Annotated in this window: 12 protein-coding genes; 10 read left to right on the top strand and 2 right to left on the bottom strand. The window is 55.2% G+C overall.

What is annotated here, in order from left to right:
- Positions 1-42: 42 nt before the first annotated feature.
- Entirely contained in the window at positions 43-603 is a 561-nt protein-coding gene (locus tag SH573x_RS07965; protein WP_479353980.1) for a sigma-70 family RNA polymerase sigma factor, read from the bottom strand.
- Positions 603-3,779: a WD40 repeat domain-containing serine/threonine protein kinase gene (locus SH573x_RS07970; RefSeq protein ID WP_479353982.1), complete on the bottom strand. Its 3,177-nt coding sequence runs from the start codon at positions 3,777-3,779 to the stop codon at positions 603-605. Before SH573x_RS07970 ends, SH573x_RS07965 begins: the two co-directional genes overlap by 1 nt.
- Before the next feature lie 304 nt (positions 3,780-4,083).
- Here SH573x_RS07970 and SH573x_RS07975 point away from each other — a divergent pair, with 304 nt between their 5' ends.
- From SH573x_RS07975 to SH573x_RS08020, 10 genes are all read left to right on the top strand, one after another.
- Positions 4,084-12,108 (top strand): GEVED domain-containing protein, encoded by an 8,025-nt coding sequence (locus tag SH573x_RS07975; protein WP_479353984.1) that lies wholly within the window; start codon positions 4,084-4,086, stop codon positions 12,106-12,108.
- Between the two features lie 65 nt (positions 12,109-12,173).
- On the top strand, positions 12,174-12,932 hold the full coding sequence (locus SH573x_RS07980) for a PEP-CTERM sorting domain-containing protein (RefSeq protein WP_479353985.1): 759 nt from the start codon (positions 12,174-12,176) through the stop codon (positions 12,930-12,932).
- 56 nt (positions 12,933-12,988) lie between these two features.
- Positions 12,989-13,576 (top strand): RNA polymerase sigma factor, encoded by a 588-nt coding sequence (locus SH573x_RS07985; protein ID WP_479353987.1) that lies wholly within the window; start codon positions 12,989-12,991, stop codon positions 13,574-13,576.
- A 13-nt stretch (positions 13,577-13,589) separates the two neighbouring features.
- A complete protein-coding gene (locus SH573x_RS07990) occupies positions 13,590-13,868 on the top strand; it encodes a hypothetical protein (protein WP_479353989.1) in 279 nt (92 codons plus the stop codon).
- A 118-nt stretch (positions 13,869-13,986) separates the two neighbouring features.
- Entirely contained in the window at positions 13,987-15,270 is a 1,284-nt protein-coding gene (locus tag SH573x_RS07995) for an ATP-grasp domain-containing protein (RefSeq protein ID WP_479353990.1), read from the top strand.
- Between the two features lie 29 nt (positions 15,271-15,299).
- The gene (gene xseB / locus SH573x_RS08000; RefSeq protein WP_479353992.1) at positions 15,300-15,695 is read left to right on the top strand and encodes an exodeoxyribonuclease VII small subunit; all 396 of its coding nucleotides are present in this window, start codon (positions 15,300-15,302) and stop codon (positions 15,693-15,695) included.
- 58 nt (positions 15,696-15,753) lie between these two features.
- Positions 15,754-16,698, top strand: coding sequence for a polyprenyl synthetase family protein (locus tag SH573x_RS08005; RefSeq protein ID WP_479353994.1), 945 nt, complete (start codon positions 15,754-15,756; stop codon positions 16,696-16,698).
- A gap of 2 nt (positions 16,699-16,700) precedes the next feature.
- On the top strand, positions 16,701-18,596 hold the full coding sequence (gene dxs, locus SH573x_RS08010; RefSeq protein WP_479353996.1) for a 1-deoxy-D-xylulose-5-phosphate synthase: 1,896 nt from the start codon (positions 16,701-16,703) through the stop codon (positions 18,594-18,596).
- Between the two features lie 133 nt (positions 18,597-18,729).
- Entirely contained in the window at positions 18,730-19,608 is an 879-nt protein-coding gene (locus SH573x_RS08015) for an NAD(+)/NADH kinase (protein ID WP_479353998.1), read from the top strand.
- Between the two features lie 71 nt (positions 19,609-19,679).
- Entirely contained in the window at positions 19,680-20,768 is a 1,089-nt protein-coding gene (locus SH573x_RS08020) for a hypothetical protein (RefSeq protein WP_479353999.1), read from the top strand.
- Positions 20,769-20,846: the final 78 nt, after the last annotated feature.

Raw genomic sequence — 20,846 nt, forward strand, 5'->3', positions numbered from 1 at the left:
GTGGCTAACGCCACAGCACTCCAAAAACCGTGGTTTAGTGGATTAATATGCCAGGCGAGCTAGTTCTTGGCGGATGCGTTTCAACACTCGGCTCTTGGCTTTGAGGACGGCGTTGATCGACAATCCCATGCGATCAGCCACGACGTCGGCTGAGAGATTCTGGACCACTTGCAACTCGAACGCGGCCCAGGTCGAAGGTGAAAAGTCACCGGCGGCCTGCTTCATCGCCAGGTTGGCCATGAACTGATCATGCTCAAAATCGAATAGCTGCGACAGTTGGGTACTGTTATCGGTCATGTCGTCTAGCGATAAACGCAAATGTGCTTGCAACTTCCGACTGCGGAAATAATGCTTCAGATGGTTGGCCAAGATGACTCGCAACCAACCGCGAAAGGCTCCGGGATGTTGATGTTTGAATTCACCGATGCGTCGCAACACGACCAGTACGACTTCTTGCACCAGGTCATCTTGATCGGTCGCCGGCACTCCGGCTCGGCTGGCCCATAGTGAGAGCAGCGGCGAATAAATATCGAGCATATAACGCCAGTCGTCGCTAGTCGGTTCATCGACCATGCGGCCAAGCCAGGTCAGCGAAGTTTCCATTAGGGCACCTCCGCTTCGGTGTTATCCAACCACAGAACGGTCATGAGGGGCTCTCCGTCAAGTTGTTGAGAAGTAAGCGATCTAGGACGCATGCCTTGATCCAATCGACGCGGGTATTGCGTGTCCCATTGAGATGAGGTGATGTCGATATCCAAGTGCCAATCGGCTTTGGTCTGGTTCTTAACGATCAGCGTTGCGTAGCGCCTGCAGGGACCGACGCCGAAACCATAAACAAATGACGGCCGATAGTTGCGAGCCCGCGCCGATTCGACGTACTCTCGGAGCTCAGCGGCCGTTAACTCGATCGCTACATCCCAGTCGACATCCGAACAAGCTTGCAGGTTCACGCGGTACGACTGGTTGGCACCGAGCGGTGATGAATCGGCCGATGTCAGAAGCAATGAAACTGGACGCACACGACCAAGTTTCCAAGCTCGAATGTTCTCTCCAATGGTCTCGCAATTTACTTGGGTGTCGTCGATTTCGCAGTGGGCCGCGTATCGATCGAGAAATGTAATGGGAGTGTTGAGCGTGCTGGCCAGGTCGGCAGTAGCCGTGGGAAACTGGCTCAGATTCTTCATTGGCCCTTGCGCATTCCGCAAGTTGTTTGTCTGAGTGGGTGTTAAATCAACGCTCATGCAGTAGGTGGAATTCGCAAGCTGTGACCAGGCAATGGCTTGGAAGAGATCGTCTCGATTGCCAGAATCTTGACTGCCAGCCATATGACTCAGCTCAACTACGCTTGACTCTGGCGGCAACTTCAAGAGCCACTGTCGAAGTTGTTTCGCGTTCCCGCCAAGAAAGACTTGTGCAGAGTCACCAGGGGCTGTGTCTGCTTGCTCGATCTGTAGTGGTCGATCATCCGATAGACTCCATAGCCGCACGGTGCCATCCTGGTAGCCGCTGGCGAGCTGTCCCAAGGCGTTTGTCGCCAATCCGTAGGCGTATCCCGAATGCCCCTGCAGACGTTTGGCTAACCGCCCCGTTTCAGCATCCCAAATGCGAATCTCAGAATTGCTCGACGAGGTGGCCAGCTGATTGCTTCCCAGCAAACAGAGTTTCGTGCCGATGGATGTATCACCCGAATCGCTTTCAATGGTCTGGCTGAGTGCGCCACTGGCCGCATCTAGAATCACAACCTTACCGCCCCACTGAGAGGCTACTACTTGCGAGCCATCGTCGTTGAATCTGGCCACAATCGTCCCGCTGGACTGGCGCGCGAAGTGCCAGAGCGTTGCGCCATCGGTCTCTCGAATGAGGCGGATTCCGAAATCGCCGGCGACCAAAATTGCTTCTCCGGATGGCGACCACTGAACCTCATAGATGGTCGATCCCATGTCCAGTTGCTGTATCGTAGTTTGCTTGTCCAGATCCCAAATGCTTAGGATGCCCAGATTGCTTCCCCAAGCGATCTTCTCCGACGCGGCTGAAATTGCGAACGAGCTATAATCCGGTCCCTTGATGAAGTAGTCCTCGCTGCCGACCGGGCGAATGATGGTTTCAGATGTGTGTGGCAACTGGACAGGTTGGTTCAATGTATTCAGCGAGCACTTAGAGATTCCTTGGGAGCTGCACATCCACAGTTCGCCCTTGGGAGTGACCGCAAATTTCATGATAAAATTGTGGCTGCCCAAATCGAAAATGCGCGACGGCCTCTGCCTGCCCACGGGCGTTTCACGGACTGTGCCGTCATAGCCGGCAGAATAAACGTGCCGTCCGTCTGGCCCCCAGGCAACTTCTGCGACCAGAGCAGCATGTCGCGCCAAGAGTTGGTTGTCCGTCTGCACGGGTGCACTGAGCAGTCTATGGGCCTCAGCCGCTTGCAGCAAAGCAGCTTCGAAACTGTCAGCCATGACATCTTCCGAGCGCACGGTCCCGGCGGCTTGAGCTGTTGGCTTGGCTTGCCGGGCATTCATTGCCAGGAAGGTCAAGCCAGGCAGCGCCAGGGCCAGGAAGAGCATCAACAGCGAAACCTTTTGCCAAATGGCCAGCGACTTTCGTCCCAGTTTGTGTGGCGGGAGTTTGAGGCGCTCCATGTCACCTAAGAGTTCCGCGACCAGTCCGGCTGATTGGTAGCGATCCTCTGGCTTCTTGGCCATCATGCAGCTGATGACGTTCCAGAGGTACTCGGGGATCGCTTCGGGTCGCCCGAGCTCTTGGTGGCGATGTGAGTCGATCTTGACCAGTACCGAGCTACCGGGAAATGGCGCACTCCCCGTGATCAGATGATACAGAGTGCAGCCCAGCGAATAGATGTCCGCGCGGGCATCGACTTCGGTCGGATGAGTCGCTTGCTCTGGCGAGATATAATCCGGAGTTCCCATCACCAGGTTCGTGGCCGTTGGTCCCTCTTCGATTTCTGCCAGGCCGGCCAAACCGAAATCGAGGACTTTGATTTGACCATTCAGCGAACGGATGATGTTGTTGGGTTTCACATCGCGATGCACGATGCCGGCTTGGTGTGCATGCTCCAGCCCACGAGCTGCGTGGGCAATATATCGGCAGGCATCTTCGATGCTCAGCGGGCCGCGGCGGAGCATGTCACCCAGCGTTTCTCCCTCGATGTATTCGATGACCAGGTACAGCGAACCATCGATCTGTTCCGCGTCGTAGGCGGAAACGATATTGGGGTGGTTCAAGCGACCTACGGCTCGCACTTCGTTGGCAAAGCGCTCGACGGCTTGTGGCTTGGCCAATAGTTCGGTGCGAATCGATTTCAGCACGACTCGGCGGAGCATCAATTGATGTTCGGCCAACCACACCACGCCCATGCCGCCTCGACCGATGCAGCGGACGATCCGGTATCGCGGATGATTCAGCAGGCCGGCCGGCATCTCGATTGCCTGCGGCATTAGCTGGCGGAATTCGTTAAAGCTCTTTTGCAGGTCGACGCCGGACAGGTTGAGCGAGTCGAGCGTACTAAACGATTCCAAACGCCACTTCGAAGTCCCGATGGCGGCAGAATTGGATTGCTCGAGCATGATAGCCGGGCTCAAGGCCGCCGACTTGATCAGCTCTGTCACGTCATCCCGAGCAGCCAGTCGAATCGCCTTTTGGGTGCATTCCGCACAGTTCTCCAAATGCTGCTCGATCTCATCACTCAAGTCATCGGCCAGGTTGCCGAGCAAGAATGCTGCTAACTGTTGATCGGTGGGATGCGTAGACGTGACAAGCATTATTGAGGGGCAAATGCGGCTGAGAGAGTGAGGCTCTCGAAAAAGCGTAAATGAGGGTGATCGCTGGTTTTGGAAAATAGTGCAGCTCATGAACTAATTGCAGCAACTCCGGCCCTGTGACGGATATTTCCAAAATTTGTTCAAAATTGAGGCGAAAAAACGGCCGCCTCATTTCCAGGTACTCCAACCCAGTTCCATTCCGCCCAATGGCGAGAGTTAGTGGGATGAGTTCCCACACAAGATTTATCGATATTCCAGAATCTTTCGATTTACGTGGCTCACTCCCAGAGCCAATACGCATTACTTGCCTGAGTATCGTTGGCAAGTTGATTACCACGGGACCGGGGCTAACGCCTACGGTTTAGTTTTGGGAGCACGCATGTTCAAGCTCGGCAAGAATCTCGCATCGAGAGTGCGACGCAGGAAGCTACTGGCTATCGAAACACTCGAAAATCGCTTGCCGCTGGCGGGCGATCTTGTGGCCTGGTGGAAAGGCGACGGCGACTATCTCGACTCCGTTGGAACCATTCATGCTACTCCCAGTGCGATTTCTAGCCCCGATCTTCAAACCGGTCAGTTCGGCCAGGCGTTCGTCCTCAATGGTCCCGGCGCCAATAATCAACTGACTGTAGCAACTGGCATTACAAGCCCGCTGAACATCGCTGGTGACTTGACGATCGAAGCTTGGGTGAAGCTATCGGCGGACAACACTAACAACGGTCTTGTCTACAAGGGCAATTTTGCAGGCAGTCAGGGTGAATATGGTTTTGGCTTTCTGTCTGGCGTATCCAATCAATTGGTCTTCCGCGTCAACCAGATTACTGGCAGCGGAAATCTCGATGGACAAGTCGTCGGCTCTACTAGCCTGGCCCTCAACCAGTGGTATCACGTAGCGGCGGTTTACGATGCCATAGACGGTGCAAACGATACGATGACCATCTACGTCAACGGAACCATGGATGTGGCAGGTTTCCACAGTGGTAAACGCGTTGTAGAACCCACGACACCAGTCATTTTGGGCGCCTATCGCTCTCCGCGATACGCCTTTGACGGTTTGATGGATGAAGTAAAGATCTATGAGAGCGCGCTGACGCAAGCCGAGATTCAAGCCAGCATGGATGGCCAGGCTGATTATGGCGATGCGCCAGAAGCTTACATTCAAGTCGCGTCGCATCTAGCTGTGGGTCCGATGCTTGGTTCACTGCGTGATATAGAGACAGCGACCCAACCATCCAACGATGCATCGGGCGACGACGTGTCGGGTGTGGATGACGAAGATGGTGTCATGATTGGTAGTTCGTTTGTGATCAATCGCGCGTTGGGCGTTGGAACGATGACGCTGACGTTATCCAATACAGCGAGCACTTTCAGAGCTGCTTATGTGGACGGCTGGATCGATTTCGATGGCTCAGGCGATTGGGACAATGACACCGAGCGTATTATCAACGTGCTCTATGCCAGCGGCGACGGGGACTACACATCGACCTTTGCAATACCTTCGACCGCAACCCTTGGGACAACCTTTGCGCGCATCCGCGTGGGCTATAGTGGAAACCACCAACTCCCGGCAGGCGCTGCCCCTGACGGCGAAGTCGAGGATTACCAGGTAACGATTGTCGATCAAGCTGACTATGGCGATGCGCCAGAAGCTTACATTCAAGTCGCGTCGCATCTAGCTGTGGGTCCGATGCTTGGTTCACTGCGTGATATAGAGACAGCGACCCAACCATCCAACGATGCATCGGGTGACGATGTGGCGGGTGTAGATGACGAAGATGGTGTCGCGATTGGCAGTTCGTTTGTCATCAATCGCGCGCTGGGCGTTGGCACAATGACGCTGACGCTTTCCAATACGGCGAGTACTAACAGCGCTGCTTATGTGGACGGCTGGATCGATTTCGATGGCTCAGGCAATTGGGATGATGACACCGAGCGTATTATCAACGTGCTCTACGCCAGCGGCGATGGGGATTACACATCGACCTTCTGGATACCTCCGACCGCAACCCTTGGAACAACTTTTGCGCGCATCCGCGTTGGCTATAGTGGAAACCATCAACTCCCGGCAGGCGCTGCTCCTGACGGCGAAGTCGAGGATTATCAAGTTACGATCATAGATCAAGCTGACTATGGCGATGCGCCAGAAACTTACACTCAAATCGCGTCCCACCTGCCTGTGGGTCCAATGCTTGGTGCACTGCGTGATATAGAGACAGCGACCCAACCATCCAGTGATGCGTCGGGTGACGATGTGGCGGGTGTGGATGACGAAGATGGAGTCATGATTGGCAGTTCGTTTGTCATCAATCGCGCGCTGGGCGTGGGTACGCTGACGCTGACGTTATCCAATACAGCGAGCACTTTCAGGGCTGCTTATGTGGACGGCTGGATGGATTTCGATGGTTCGGGTAACTGGGACAACGCCACCGAACGCATTGTCAATTTGTTGTACGCCAGCGGCGACGGGGACTACACATCGACCTTCGCGATACCTTCGACCGCAACCCTTGGGACAACATTTGCGCGTATACGCGTTGGCTATAGCGGATACCATCAACTACCGGACAGTGCAGCCCCTGACGGTGAAGTCGAGGATTACCAGGTAACGATCATCGATCAAGCTGACTATGGCGATGCACCGGCGCCCTATCCGACTTCGCTGGTTCAGAACGGACCTCGCCACCTGGCGATTGGTCCCCTTCTCGGAGTCTCTCGAGATACGGAGTCAGGCGGTCAGACTGACGACGGCACTGACGAAGATGGGATCCTTGCCCCAATTGTGGCGCAAGTCGGTAACCTTAATCAGTCAATCGAGATTGCCACTACCGGTGGTGGCACGCTGGACGCGTGGATCGACTTCGATGGCGATGGATCTTGGGGAGGTCCGGGCGAACAGATCTTCGACTCTGTTTCACTTGTTAGTGGCAACAACTCGTTATCGTATAGCGTACCGGGCCATGCAAGAGTTGGGACCAGCTTTGCGCGCTTCCGCTTGAGCAGCAGTGGTGGATTGGGTGTCAGTGGTCCAGCCAGTGATGGCGAAGTTGAAGACTATGCTGTCCAACTTCAGCCAGCCACTTCCGCGACGGGAACCGGTGCCTTTACCGCTAGCACTGATCTTCCCGGCATCTATCCGTATCTTTCGACCGTGTATGCGGCCGACATTGATGGCGATGGAGATGTTGATTCACTGACGACTGCTTTCGCTGGCAACCAGGTAGCCTGGCAGGCCAATGACGGTCAAGGCAATTTCACGCTCGCCGGGACCGTGGCGGCTGTGGCTGGTCCTTCAAGTGCCGTAACTGCCGATGTTGATGCGGATGGTGATCTGGACGTATTGGTTTCCATCTACTTTGAAAATGCCGTTCGATGGTACAAGAACGACGGTCAGGGAGTTTTCGAAGACGGTGGTCTGTTGGACTCAGGCGTGGAGTTAGCGACCCGAGTATATGCAGCAGACATCGATGCCGATGGTGATATCGATGTCTTGTCGTCCGCCGCCGGTAACGGAACAAATGTCGGTGTCATCAAGCTATACATCAACGACGGGGCAACTGACCCAGTATTCACGACAGTTGTCATTCGCTCCGATTTGAATTCGGCCTACGATGTGTCTGCAGCCGATGTCAACAAGGATGGCTTACTAGACATTCTATCGGTCTCGCTGGGCGACAGCCAAATCAGTTGGTATGAGAATCTCGGCGGTCCTACGTTGACGGCCGCTTCGTTTGAAACGCATGATCTCGTGCATACGCAAAGTGGTGTTCACCGCAGTGTCGGCGTTGATCTCGACCGCGACGGAGACACCGACCTGGTGGCCTCTTCGATCCATGACAATCGAATTGCCTGGTATGAAAACCTGGGCAGTGAAATCTTCGCCCAGGCTTCGTACATTGATACGGCCGCCACGGGCGTTCGCAGTATCGAAGTGGCCGATCTGGATGGTGACCAAGATTTCGATGTGCTGGCCAGTCTATATGGCGAAAGCTCATTCGTGTGGTATGCCAATAACGGCGCGCAGAGTTTCCGACGCACGTTGATTGAGAATTCATTTGCCGTCAACGGAGCGCATAGTTCAGTTCCAGCCGATATTGATGGTGATGGCGACCTGGATGTTCTGGCAGGCGCCTACCAGTCCGGCAAGCTCAAGTGGTATCGTCAGACGCTGGCGCCAGCAGAAGTAACACTCAGCCTGGTGGGCACGAGCGAAATTGCTGAGACCGGAACCGATACTCTGACCTTCCACTTTGAACGCACGGGCGGAGTCGCTGAGCCACTAACGGTCAGCTTTGCGATGTCGGGGTCAGCGTATAATGAGTTCGATTTCACCGCCTCCGGTGTTGAATCCTACGATTTTCAAACAAATATCTACACGGTCATCATTCCCGCAGGCAGTGCTTTTGCCAACGTCATCGTAACGCCCATCAACGATACCATCTACGAAGATATTGAAACGGCCTTCTTCTATCTGACAGATCCAACAGGATATGTACTCGGAAATCCACCCAACGCGGCTGGGACAATTGTCAGTGATGATCCTAAGCCATCGATCGGCGTTACGTTGCAGGCGCCTAGTTCACTAAGCGAAGACAGCAACTCCGACTTCACTTTTCAGTTCAGCCGAACTGGTTCGACCTTCGACGGCATGTTCGTAAGTTTCCGCCTCAGCGGTACGGCCGTTCCGGTGGGAGCGACGCCTGACTATCGCCAGTCCGATGGTGCGAGTATGGAAACAAGCTGGTTCGCTTACTTCCAACCCGGTCAGGCGACGACGACCGTTTCGATTCGCCCGATCGCCGACGAAGTACAAGAACCAGATGAAACCATCATCGTCACTCTCGAGGCGTTTGAGCGTGATCCGTATGTGGTGGGTACCGATAGTGAAGCAACCGCTGTCATACTCAATGACGATTTCTCAGACTTTGGCGATGCCCCGGCTGAATACACGCAGGTCGCCTCACACGCGCTGGTGGGGCCGATGTTGGGTGTCAGCCGAGATGGCGAACTAGCGGCTCATACCTCTAGCGATGCGCTCGGTGATGATCTGGCGGGTATCAATGACGAAGATGGGATCGCGATTGAGACATTTAACCTGGCGACGGGCAAAAGAGTCGGTATCACCTATACGATAACCAACTTTGTGCGGGCCACGTTGGTGGCGTGGATCGATGCCGATCAGAACGGTATCTGGTCGGAGGACGAGCGAATAAACATAATCACCGTCAATGGTTCGCCAGATCCAACAGCCAATACCTACACTAGATTTGAGATTTTGGACTTACCGGCCTCTACGCTGGCAGGAACGACGTACTTCCGATTTCGTGTCTACGATGGAGTTGTGACCAACGCTCAACCCGACGATGCCAGTTCGGCCGGTGAAGTCGAAGATTATCAAGTCACCTTCGTTAACGAATTGGACTTCGGCGATGCACCAGCCGGCTACACCCAGGTAGCCTCGCATATTCCCAGAGGGCCGATGTTGGGAGTCCAACGCGATAGCGAATCAGCGCCTCATACCTCTAGCGATGCGCTCGGTGACGATCTGGAGGGAATCGATGATGAAGATGGGATCACGATCGAGACCTTTAATCTGGCTACCGGCAAAAGAGTCGCCGTCTCCTATACGATAAATAACTTTGTGCGGGCCACGTTGGTGGCGTGGATCGATGCCGATCAAAACGGTATCTGGTCGGAGGACGAGCGAATAAACATAATCACCGTTAATGGTTCGCCAGATCCAACAGCCAATACCTACTCTAGATTGGAGTTTCTGGATTTACCGGCCTCTACGCTGGCAGGAACAACGTACTTCCGGTTTCGAGTCTATGACGGACCGGTGACCGATGCTCAACCCGACGATGCCAGTGCGGCCGGTGAGGTCGAGGACTATCAAGTCACCTTCGTCAACGAATTGGACTTTGGCGATGCACCAGCCAATTACACCCAGGTAGCCTCGCATATTCCCAGAGGGCCGATGTTGGGAGTCCTGCGCGATAGCGAACCAGCACCTCATATCTCTAGTAATGCGCTCGGTGACGATCTGGCGGGTATCGATGATGAAGATGGCGTTCAAATCGATCCCATCGACCTGACGACCGGTCAGTTTCGCATTTCGTACACGATTACCAATTTCGTTGTGGCCAGGCTTGTCGTTTGGATGGACTTTGATCAGAACGGCGTATGGTCGGACGACGAGCGACTCGAATTGCTGACTATCATTGGCCCCCCGGATCCCACGCAAAATTCCTATTCGGATTCGGTTCTCTTGAGCTTACCTGCTCCTACACGACCGGGCGTAATAAACTTTCGGTTTCGTGTGTATGACGGAACGGTGACAAATCCACAGCCAGGCGATAGCGCTGGCGCCGGTGAAGTAGAAGACTACCAAGTTCCGGTCTCTATTCCTGACTATACCTATACCGCAGCACCCGGAGGCGCGGATCTAACGCTGCGAAGAAATGGCGATGACGTGCAGTTGATCGATCAAATGACCGGAACAACCCTTCTGCAACAGCCGATGGCCTTTACCAACAGTGTGACCGTTGAAGGTGCTGCGAACCGTGATCGTCTAACCATCGACTATGCGGCAGGCGGCTTCTTTGCATTTGCGGGCGGCATTCGCTTTAACGGCCGGGCCGGTACCGACGAGCTAATTGTGCGTGGTACGGGACAGACAAGTTATGACCTGTTCTCCACCGCCGGAACGATGAGTAACGCCAAGGTGTCGGTCATCGATCAATATCAAGACGAAGGCCTGTCCGATCTGATCAGCTTTACGGGCATCGAACCACTATCCTTGCTGGGCGCCATCTACGCCAACATCACCGGAAATCTAAACGTTGGTGCCAATGCCTTGACGATTGAGTCGGCGGGCTTCACGACGCTGGGCACTGCACTGACGGTGCGCGGCGGTAGTGTAACAGCACCAGCTGGATTGTACCTCTCGGCAGGTCGAACCATCTTGGCCGCCGGAATCCTTCAAGCTCCGCTGGTTGCCGAGCGAGGTTCGACCATCACGGCGACTGGCGACTTGAGCTTAGGAGATGCCACGGCACTGGATGGAATTGAGATAGGTGGCCGGCTGAACACAGGTGCCTTCACCGTCACGCTCAACGACGCGCATCAAGCCATCCTGGGATCGCAAACCACGATTGGTTCCAGTGTTGCCAGTGGTCGTCTGACGGCCTCCAACGGAATTCTCGTCGGCGCTACCCAGACCGTCTCGGGTCGCGGTACCATCTCGACTCCAGGTGATCGCTTTGTAAATCAGGGTTTTGTCCAGGCCACTTCAACTGGTCTGACCTTTACCGATCTGGTAACGGGTGCCGGTAGTTTTGCGGGCAACGTTACGTTCTCAGGCGGTACCAGCTTTGGCAATAGCCCTACGCTGACCAATATTTCAGGCAATGCTGTGTTGGCACCAACCAATACAGCCACGGTGGAAATTGGTGGGACGACAGCCGGTACCAGCTACGACAAAGTTGTGGTCACCGGTAATCTGACCTTGGGCGGTAATTTAGTTGTGCAATTGATCGACTTGGGATTTGGCTTTACGCCCAAAGCTGGCGACACGTTTGTGCTATTCAGCGCAGCGGCTATTTCGGGTTCCTTTGCCAGTGTAACGCTACCGACAGCCCCCAGCGGAACGCTCTGGAAGCTGACATCCACATCCACGCAAGTTACGCTGGCCCTGATCCCAAACGCTGCCCCTAAAGTCGTGTCGGCGGAAGTCAATGGTACCGACCAGCGTCAACGTTCCGCCGTGCAGAGTTTGAAACTGACATTTAGTTCGCAAGTCGAACTGCTGCCAGAGGCTATCGAGGTGCGATTGGTGGAAGGAGTCAGCATCGCTCAGGGCACGCCGGCTGTATACGACACCGTTATTCCTCTGCGGACACTGGACATCAGCGTGGTGGGCGGCCGCACCGTAGTCGTGATTCATTTCGCGGATGCTCAAGGCAATGCACTCCATTCGTTAGGGGACGGCAAATACAAACTGAAAGTCTTCAGTAACAAAGTTACCGATGTACTCAATGGCCAACTGCTCGATGGTGACTCCGACGGAGTGGCTGGCGACGACTATGCGTATCGCGGAGTTGATCAGATCAGTGCGCAGTCGGTCGACTATTTCTACCGGCTCTATGGTGACTACGACGGTGACCGCGATACCGACAATCGCGATTTCCTGATGCTCAGCCGTTCATTTGGTTCTACGATCGGCCAGCCTAACTACTTGTGGTATTTCGATATCAACGGAGACGGTGCCATCAATGGTACCGATCGAGATGAATTCAATCTGCGCCGCAACCGGTACACGGTGCGACTGTAAATTCTGAACCCTTAAGTTGTTGCAGATAGTTTATATGTAAAGTAATTGGTCGATTGGAGGCTGGAATGGATCGGATCGGGAGCTGGTTGGCATCGATCGTTGGGCCGTGGGTATGGCTGGTCAGCGGAGCAGCCTCCGCCGACTTCGTACTCCAGTTTGCCAATGTCTCTGGCATGGAAGTGACCGAATACTCCACGATTGAAGTTGGGCAAACGGTGGATGTGTATGTTTATCTGCTTCAGCAGGATCCCTCAACTTTGCTAACGGATGAGGGTATTTTCTCGGCGGCTTTTCGCCTGGACTACGCGGGCGCGGAATCACGGGCGCGGGTGCTGGCACCAACTGATGTCCGGGCCAATAGTGCTTTTGATTTTGATAACCAGGTTACGCTCGTCAGCGGTGGAGTGAACGTCGATCTTAGTAGTTTAAGCATGAACTTTGGCACTCCCGCGGATCCCAATCGCATGCTCTTGGCCTCGCTACGTTTGACGGCGCTGAGTGCCGGAATTGTACAGCTTGGTTTCCAAGATATTGATACCAATACCGATGGCTTCTTGGCTGGCAACGGCGATGCCTTCGACGGCAGCGTCTTGTTCACTCGCAGTGCGACGCTGCGCGTAACGGCCACGCCTGAGCCCGGATCGATTATGCTGATGTTGATAGGCGCGGGTATGGTGGCGCTAAGGAGGCGTCGCGCTAGTCGCCCTGCTTTTGGTCTTCTCTGCGATCCTCCGCGTCTCTGCGTTTTTAGAAGGGATGTTTGGCGATTCTGGACGGGGAGCAGATTGCCGCGTGCTGAGTCGACAATGAAGCTGGTCAATTGACGCCAAAGACTGTGATTGGAGGGTGCTGAGCGGCTGGAACAGCCGCTTTACGATGTATGTCAAACTTAAGCAACGATTCCTTTGGCGAAAAACTGCGGATGCTGCAGAGTGGCGACACGAAGGTGGTCTCGGACTTCGTGCGCGATTACGAACCGTACATTCGCCGTTCGCTGCGCTTTCGTATCAAGAATGCCAACTTGATGGCCATCGCTGATTCGGCAGATGTTTGTCAGTCGGTCTTCGGTGGCTTTCTGTTGAATCTTTCGGCCGGTGAATATGTTCTCCAAACCGAAGAGGACTTGCGGCGTTTGTTAATGGGCATTGCGAAAAAGAAGTTTGCCATGCTTCAGCGCCGCGAATCGGCAGCCAAACGCTCCAGGTCGGCGACCGTCTCGCTCGATCAAGTTGGCGAGGTAGCCAAAGTCGAATCGGAAACCGCCTCGGCCCATGTTGAGTTGGCCGAACTGCTTGAACGGGCTCATCAGTTGTTCACCGCCGAGGAAGCTGAGCTCTTGCAACGCCGCCAGGCCGGCCATTCCTGGGAACAAATCCAATGTGAACTAGGTGTTGACGCGGTACTACTTCGCAAACGACTCTCGCGAGCCGTGCGCCGCGTGTCAGACGAATTGGGACTAGAGTTCTAAGCGAAACCAGCTCATGGCATCACTGATCAACAAACTGCTCATGCTTCAAAACATGCGTGGTGCTATTGAACGCGTTGAGTCACTACTGGCTGACCAGCAAGTTGCAGTGGAGGCCCTGAGCCACGATGGTCTCCTGAATTTGATCTGCAACGAACTCAGGTTGCGAAAGTTGGCTGGCGAAACTCCCGAGTTGGCTGAGTTTCAAAAGCGATTTCCGCAAATTCATCAGGAGCTGATGACCCAGTGGCAAGTCGATGCGCTGCTGGCACTCACGCTGCCTTCACGCCCATAACCAGATAGCGGGCTTAAACCTTGACTTGTGAAAGCTTGTGCCCCAGTCAAGGGCACGAGTATACTTCGCAGAAACATGTTCTTTCTGTTTCAGCGTATCACTCCCTTAGGTATCAAGTGTGAGAGTCGGCATCGTTGGATACTCGACCCGCGCACTGGTAGAAGCCGCAGTCGATCTCGGACTCTCGGCGGTCGCCGTCGATGCCTTTGGAGATCAAGATACGCTTGACCTGGCTGAAGCATGTTATGTAGTCAGCGATTGGCCCGGCGGTATTCTAAGCCTTGCCCAATCATTGCAAGTCGATGCCTGGCTGCTGGCCGGTGGCATGGAGCATCATCCGCTGATTGTGGATGCCTTAAATCAGATTGCACCTGTGCTCGGCCCACGGGTCGATGAACTAGAGACGCTGCGAAAACCCACGTTCTGGGCAGAAATTGCACAAGGTATCGAAGGACTGGCCTGGCCCGGGTTGTGGCATAGGCTTCCAGCCTGTGTGGAGGAAATGTGGCATAGGCTTCCAGCCTGTGTGGAGGAAGAAGGTAAAGATGCACACAGGCTGGAAGCCTATGCCACAGAAGCACACAGGCTGGAAGCCTATGCCACAGAAGAACACAGGCTGGAAGCCTATGCCACAGAAGAACACAGGCTGGAAGCCTATGCCACAGAAGAACACAGGCTGGAAGCCTATGCCACAGAAGCATGGCTCTTCAAGCCACTGCGTGGCTCGGGTGGGTTGCACATATCGACTCTTCGCTCGTCAACTGGTGAGGGATATTGGCAACCGTTTATTCATGGGCGTTCGATTGGTGTAACCTTCATGTTCAGTCGTGAAGGGGTGGTGATTGTGGGAGCGACGGAGTCGTTATCTGCCGATCAGTGGCCGGGGCCGACGCAGTTTATTTATCGTGGCTCGCTGGGACCGATTGGATTAACGCGCCGGCAATCGCAGGCGACTTTAGTGATGGCGAGCCGTGTGGCCGCTGCGCTGCCGGGCTATCGCGGTTGGCTGCAAGCGGACTTCATCGAAGATCGGGCTGGTAAATTATGGCTGTTGGAATTCAATCCCCGCTGGACTGCGGGCATGGAAGTTTTGCATGCCTGCGGCGAGCTTGGCCAATCGCCGCTGGCGCGGCATCTGGCTTGTTTCAACGCCTTGGGTTGGACCGAACTGGGTGACCGAAGGCAGCCTTCGGTGATGCTCAAGGCGATTGTGTACGCCGATCGCGAGCGGGCACTTAGCCAGCCAGTGCGAACTGGTCTGTACTCCCTGCGAACTTGGCAGAAACTGCCTGGACTACCCATCGAGCTCAGTTTGGCGGACTTGCCAGCCATAATGGAGACAGACCCCGTTCCTTTTGAGTCGGGGAGTCCTATACTGACGGTGCGACTGAGGAGGTACTGAATTCAAACTTCAAACTTCAAACTTCACAAATGTCCAAATCCAAGCATGAAAGCGAAAACGGTTCGGCTGTGGCGGCTGAGCAGCGCTCGTTCGAGCAGGCGCTGCAGCGGTTAGAGGAACTGGTGCGCCGCTTGGAACAGGGCAATGTGCCCTTGGAGCAGAGTTTGGCGGAGTACTCCGAAGCGGTCGAGCTTCTGCGAATTTGCCAAGGAAAATTGGATGCGGCCCAAGGTAAGATCGAGATCCTCAGCGGCTTCAATGCCCAAGGTGAACCGGTCACCAGGCCGTTGGAAAATCAGACTGAAATGAGCCTGGAAGAGAAACGCGATGCACGTTCATCGCGACGCTCGGCGGGCCAGGCTCCTCAGGTGTCTCGACCGGCTCGCCGCGTTTCGGATGTGGACGAATCGGGTCAACTTTTCTAAAATCTGCCGACGAACCTGATCCATTAGCAACTGCGACCCTCATCGACTGCGTCAAGCTTTGCATACAGCGCCTCTCCGGAATACTGTTTCCCCAGCTCTCGACGGGCAACATCTGGCCGAACTACGAGCGGCCGTTGACGCCGCCCTGGACCGATACTGCCAGCCCTTGAAAGGTGCTCCGCAGCGACTGACAGAAGCCATCCGATATAGTTTGCTGGCTCCAGGTAAACGCATGCGACCGATCCTGGTTCTGCTGGCCGCCCAGTCGGTTGGAGGGGAATGGCCATCAGCTCTGCCGGCGGCCTGTGCCGTTGAGATGATCCATGCGTATTCGTTGATTCATGATGACTTGCCCGCCATGGATAATGACGACCTGCGGCGCGGCAAACCGACTTGCCACAAGCAATTCGATGAAGCCACCGCGATCCTCGCCGGTGATGCTCTGCAAGCGCTGGCCTTTGAAGCTGTGGCCGCCGCCGAGCTGTCGCCTGAGGCATGTTTGGCAGCGTGTCTGGAACTCGCTCGCGCCGCTGGTCGCGCGGCGCTGGTGGGTGGACAAGCGGACGACTTGGCAGCCGAAGGTCGGTACGGCTATTGCCCTTATGGCCAAACGCCCGAAGAGCAGTTAGCGTTTCTGCAGTACATTCACGAGCGGAAAACCGGCGCCATGATCACTGTTAGCGTTAAACTGGGGGGAATTGCGGGCGGAGCGAGCCCTGGCCAGTTAGCCGCCCTGGAACAATTCGGTTCTAAGATCGGGCTGGCATTTCAAATTGTTGATGATTTACTCGACGTGGAAAGTTCAGCTGAAACGATGGGTAAGCATACTGGTAAGGATGAGGCTGCGGGCAAGCTGACCTATCCGCGGCTGATGGGCGTCGATCGTTCGCGACGCTGGGCCGAACAGTTAATAAGCGAGGCCTGCCTGGCTGTCGAACCCTTAGGGTCGGCCGCCCAGTCCCTCGTGGCTATGGCACGTTTTGTGTTAGAGAGGAATAACTAACCATGTCCAAACTGCTGGATTCGATAGAGTCGGCGGCCGATCTGCACAAGATGTCGTTGCCCGAATTGAACGAACTGGCGGGCGAAATCCGCGAGCGGCTCTGCGGCCTGCTCAGCATTCGCACCGCGCACTTTGCCTCCAACCTCGGGGTGGTCGAACTGTGCCTGGCCCTCCACAGCGTCTTTGACTTCCGTAGCGATCGCTTGATTTGGGATACGGGTCATCAGATCTACCCGCACAAATTAGTGACCGGTCGCAATAAATTGTTCGACAATATTCGCACTCGCGGCGGCATGATGGGCTATCCCAATCCGTCGGAGAGCGACTACGACCTGTTCATGACTGGCCACGCCGGTTGCAGTGTCTCCACGGCCTTGGGGCTCAAGAGCGGGGATGACTTGCGGGGCGAAGGTGCCCGTCGCAGCGTGGCGGTCATCGGCGATGGAGCCTTCCCGTCGGGCATCGTCTTCGAAGCGCTCAACAATGCCGGCGAACTGAACGCAGATATGCTCGTCGTACTGAACGACAACAAGATGAGCATCTGTCCACGCGTGGGTTCGGTGGCCCGCTATCTCGATCGTTTGCGCACCAATCCGTTCTACACGGGTATCAAGAGCGAAGTCGCCAAGATGCTCAATCGCGTGCCCTTGTTCGGAGATCCGGCCGAACGCATGTTGGCTCAAATCAAAGAAGGGATGAAAGCAGGCCTGCACGGCGGCATGTTGTTCGAAGAGCTCGGCTTCCGCTACATCGGACCGATCGATGGTCACGATATCGGGCTGCTGCGCAAGTATATGCAGATGGTAAAAGATCTGCGCGGTCCGATTCTGTTGCATGTGGTGACTGAAAAAGGTCGCGGTTATCAACCGGCTGAGAAAGATCCAGTTTACTTTCATACGCCACCTGCCTTCCACGATGATAATGGTACACCGAAGATCAAATCGGGCGGTGGTCAACCGGCTTATACCAACTTTGCCCGCGATGCGATCGGCGACGCCATGCGTCGCGACAAACGCGTGACTGTGATGACCGCTGCGATGTGTCAAGGGAATAAACTCGAGCCAGTGCGTGAAGAGTTTCCGAGCCGTTTCTTTGATGTGGGCATTTGTGAATCGCATGCCGTGGCTTTCGCTGCCGGCCAAGCCAAGACGGGTTTGCGTCCGGTCGTGACGATCTACAGCACGTTCTTGCAACGCAGTTACGATCAGATCTTTCAAGAAGTCGCCCTGCAGAACTTGCCGGTGGTCTTCATGATGGATCGCGCCGGCTTAACCGGTCCCGATGGTCCGACGCATCATGGCGTCTTCGACGTCGCCTATATGCGTGCCTTTCCAAATATGGTGGTCATGGCGCCGGCCGATTGCCAGGAAGTCTCGACGATGCTCGACTTCGCCATCGATTCCAACATGCCGTGCTCGATTCGCTACCCCAAAGCCTCGGCTCCGAAGCTGGGCTTGGAGAGTGACAAAGTTCAACTGGGCAAAGGTCAGATCGTTCGTTGGGGAACTGATGGCGCGATCCTGGCTTTGGGAGCCATGCTGGAACCTGCGCTACATGCGGCTGAGAAGCTTGCCAAGCAAGGTCTCGAGGTGGCCGTCATCAATCCTCGCTTCATCAAGCCACTGGATGAAGAGTTGCTCGCGAAGGTATTTCACGAGTGCCGATTTGTCCTGACGTTGGAAGAGGCTCAACTGATGGGCGGCTTTGGTTCGGCGGTGCTGGAACTGGCCAACGATCGCGGCTGGGACACGCGGCACGTTAAGCGTTTGGGCTTGCCTGATGTCTTTGTCGAACATGGCGAGCGCGAAGACCTGCTGGACAACTGCAACTTATCCGAACGCGGTATTGTGCAGACCTGTTTGATCCTGTCCCAGGAACCCGCAACCAGGCCAACATAAAGTCTCCTTTCGCTCCGCGAAAGGTACGGCTCATCCCTCATTAGTTCTCGTTCATTCCTAACTGACTTTCACCGCCATCAACCCCAATTGGTCTGCGGGCCTTTCGCGGAGCGAAAGGAGACAGCGAGTACCTATGGCCGATGCAACTTGGATTACAGCTGGTCGGCATCGCCCGCGAATTGCGGTGCTGGCTGCGGTCAATCGGCCGCGCGTGCGATCGGAGCTGCCGGCGATCGAACGGATACTCAAACGCTCGGCTGATATCGTCACCATTGACGAGGATCAGTCGTTCGACTTCGCGCTGACGCCCGTCGATCTGGTGGTTACGCTGGGTGGCGATGGTTCGATCTTAAGTGCCGCTCGCCAGATGGATCTGAATCAGAAACCCGTGGTTGGCGTAAATCTAGGCAGGCTGGGTTTCTTGGCTGCTTTAGGCACCGAGGACTTGGAGCGATTGTGGCCGGAGATTTGTGCCGGCGACTATCCGGTGATCGAGCACGTCATGCTGCACTGTTCGGTATGGCAAAATGGCAAATCTACGCATCATCAGTTGGGTTTGAATGAAGCGGCCATCTTGGGTGGTCCTCCCTTTTCGATGTTGCAGATCGATCTTTACGTAGATCGAGAATTGGCGTCTACTTACAGCTGCGATGGTTTGATCATCAGTACGCCTGTCGGTTCGACTGCGCACAATTTGTCTGCTGGCGGTCCGATTCTGCATCGCAGTTTGCAGGCAGTGGTGATCAGTCCGATCAGTCCTCACACGCTGACGTTGCGGCCGGTGGTCGATTCGTCGGAGCGCGTGTTCGATATGGTCGTGCGCCAAGGGCACACAACCACTTCGGCGGTCGTCGATGGTAGACCGTTGTGTACTTTGGCTGAAGGCGATCAGTATCGCATTACGCGGGCACCGGTATCGTTCAAGATGATTGCCATACCGGGCAAGAACGAATATCAAACGTTGCGTGATAAACTGGGCTGGGGTGGCAACCCTCGCGACAAGCAACACTAACGCTATCCCAAGTTTTGCTTGCAGATAGCCACAAAATACCGAAGCAACTTTTGTCGGCAAGGAGGCCGAAAATGAACTGCTCTCTACGACGATGGGTCACGGTTACAAGTTGTGCGATGGCCGCCTGCGTATGTTTCCTTAGTGGATCTCTGCAGGGGCAGACTTCATCTAAGCCATCGGGCAACCGACCTCCTTCAAAATCGGCTCAACGTCCCGCGCCACGGCCGGCCAATGTTCCAGCTCAACCTTCGCCACCGGTCAAAACACCGGTTGGCAAGAGCGTATTGGATACCAGTGGTAATCCCGCCAAGGCGCCTGCTGCAGCTGCGGTGGCTGCCAAGACGGTGACTTCGACCGATAAGTTTACTCTGAAGCACATGATGCGTCCGGGTGAACTGATCCGATCGCGCACGACGCACCTGGCCAACACGCTAACGCGCATTCAAGGTACCGAGGATGTCAGCGACTCTCGCACATCCAGCGACAAAATATGGGATGTCAAAGCGGTTAGTCCCGAAGGTGAAATGACTTTCGAGTACCGTATCGAGGCTGTCGATATGTCGCAAAAGACTGGCGATAACCCAGAAGTAACCTACAACAGTCGCACAGATAAAGAAGTGCCGCCGATCTTCGCTCACGTGGCCAAGACGATCACCGAGCCGGTAGCGATCGTGACCATCGATGCCACCGGAAAGATAGTCGAGCGCGATAACAAATCCAAGGCTCCGCCACTGGGCATGGGCGAACTAGCGGTACCACTGCCGCCAGAACCAGTTGATATCGGCGCTCAGTGGAGTATCCCGCGCGAAGCCCGCGTTAAGCTGGAGAACGGTACGCAGAAGACCATCAAGCTGCGCGAACAATACACGCTAGAAAAAGTATCCGCTGGAATCGCTACCATTCGTGTCGAAACGCAAGCGCTGACACCGATCGACGACCCCAGCGTCGATGCACAGCTGATGCAGCAAATGAGCAAGGGCGTTATCAAGTTCGACATCGATCGTGGCCGACTGGTCAGCAAAGAGTTGAACTGGGATGACGAAGTCGTCGGATTCCGCGGCGCCGAAACATCGCTGCACTACACTGCCCGCTTCATTGAAGAACCGCTTGAAGAGAATCCTCAATCAGCCAAGTTGCCCAGCGCTGAGAAGCTGAAGTAGAGCCTCGTGCCCAGGCTCTGACTGGGCACGCACTGCCTTGGAGGCTCCGCCTCCGGTGCTCTTTGGAGATCGTCTAGC

It is taken from the genome of Rania fehmarnensis (assembly GCF_056494185.1).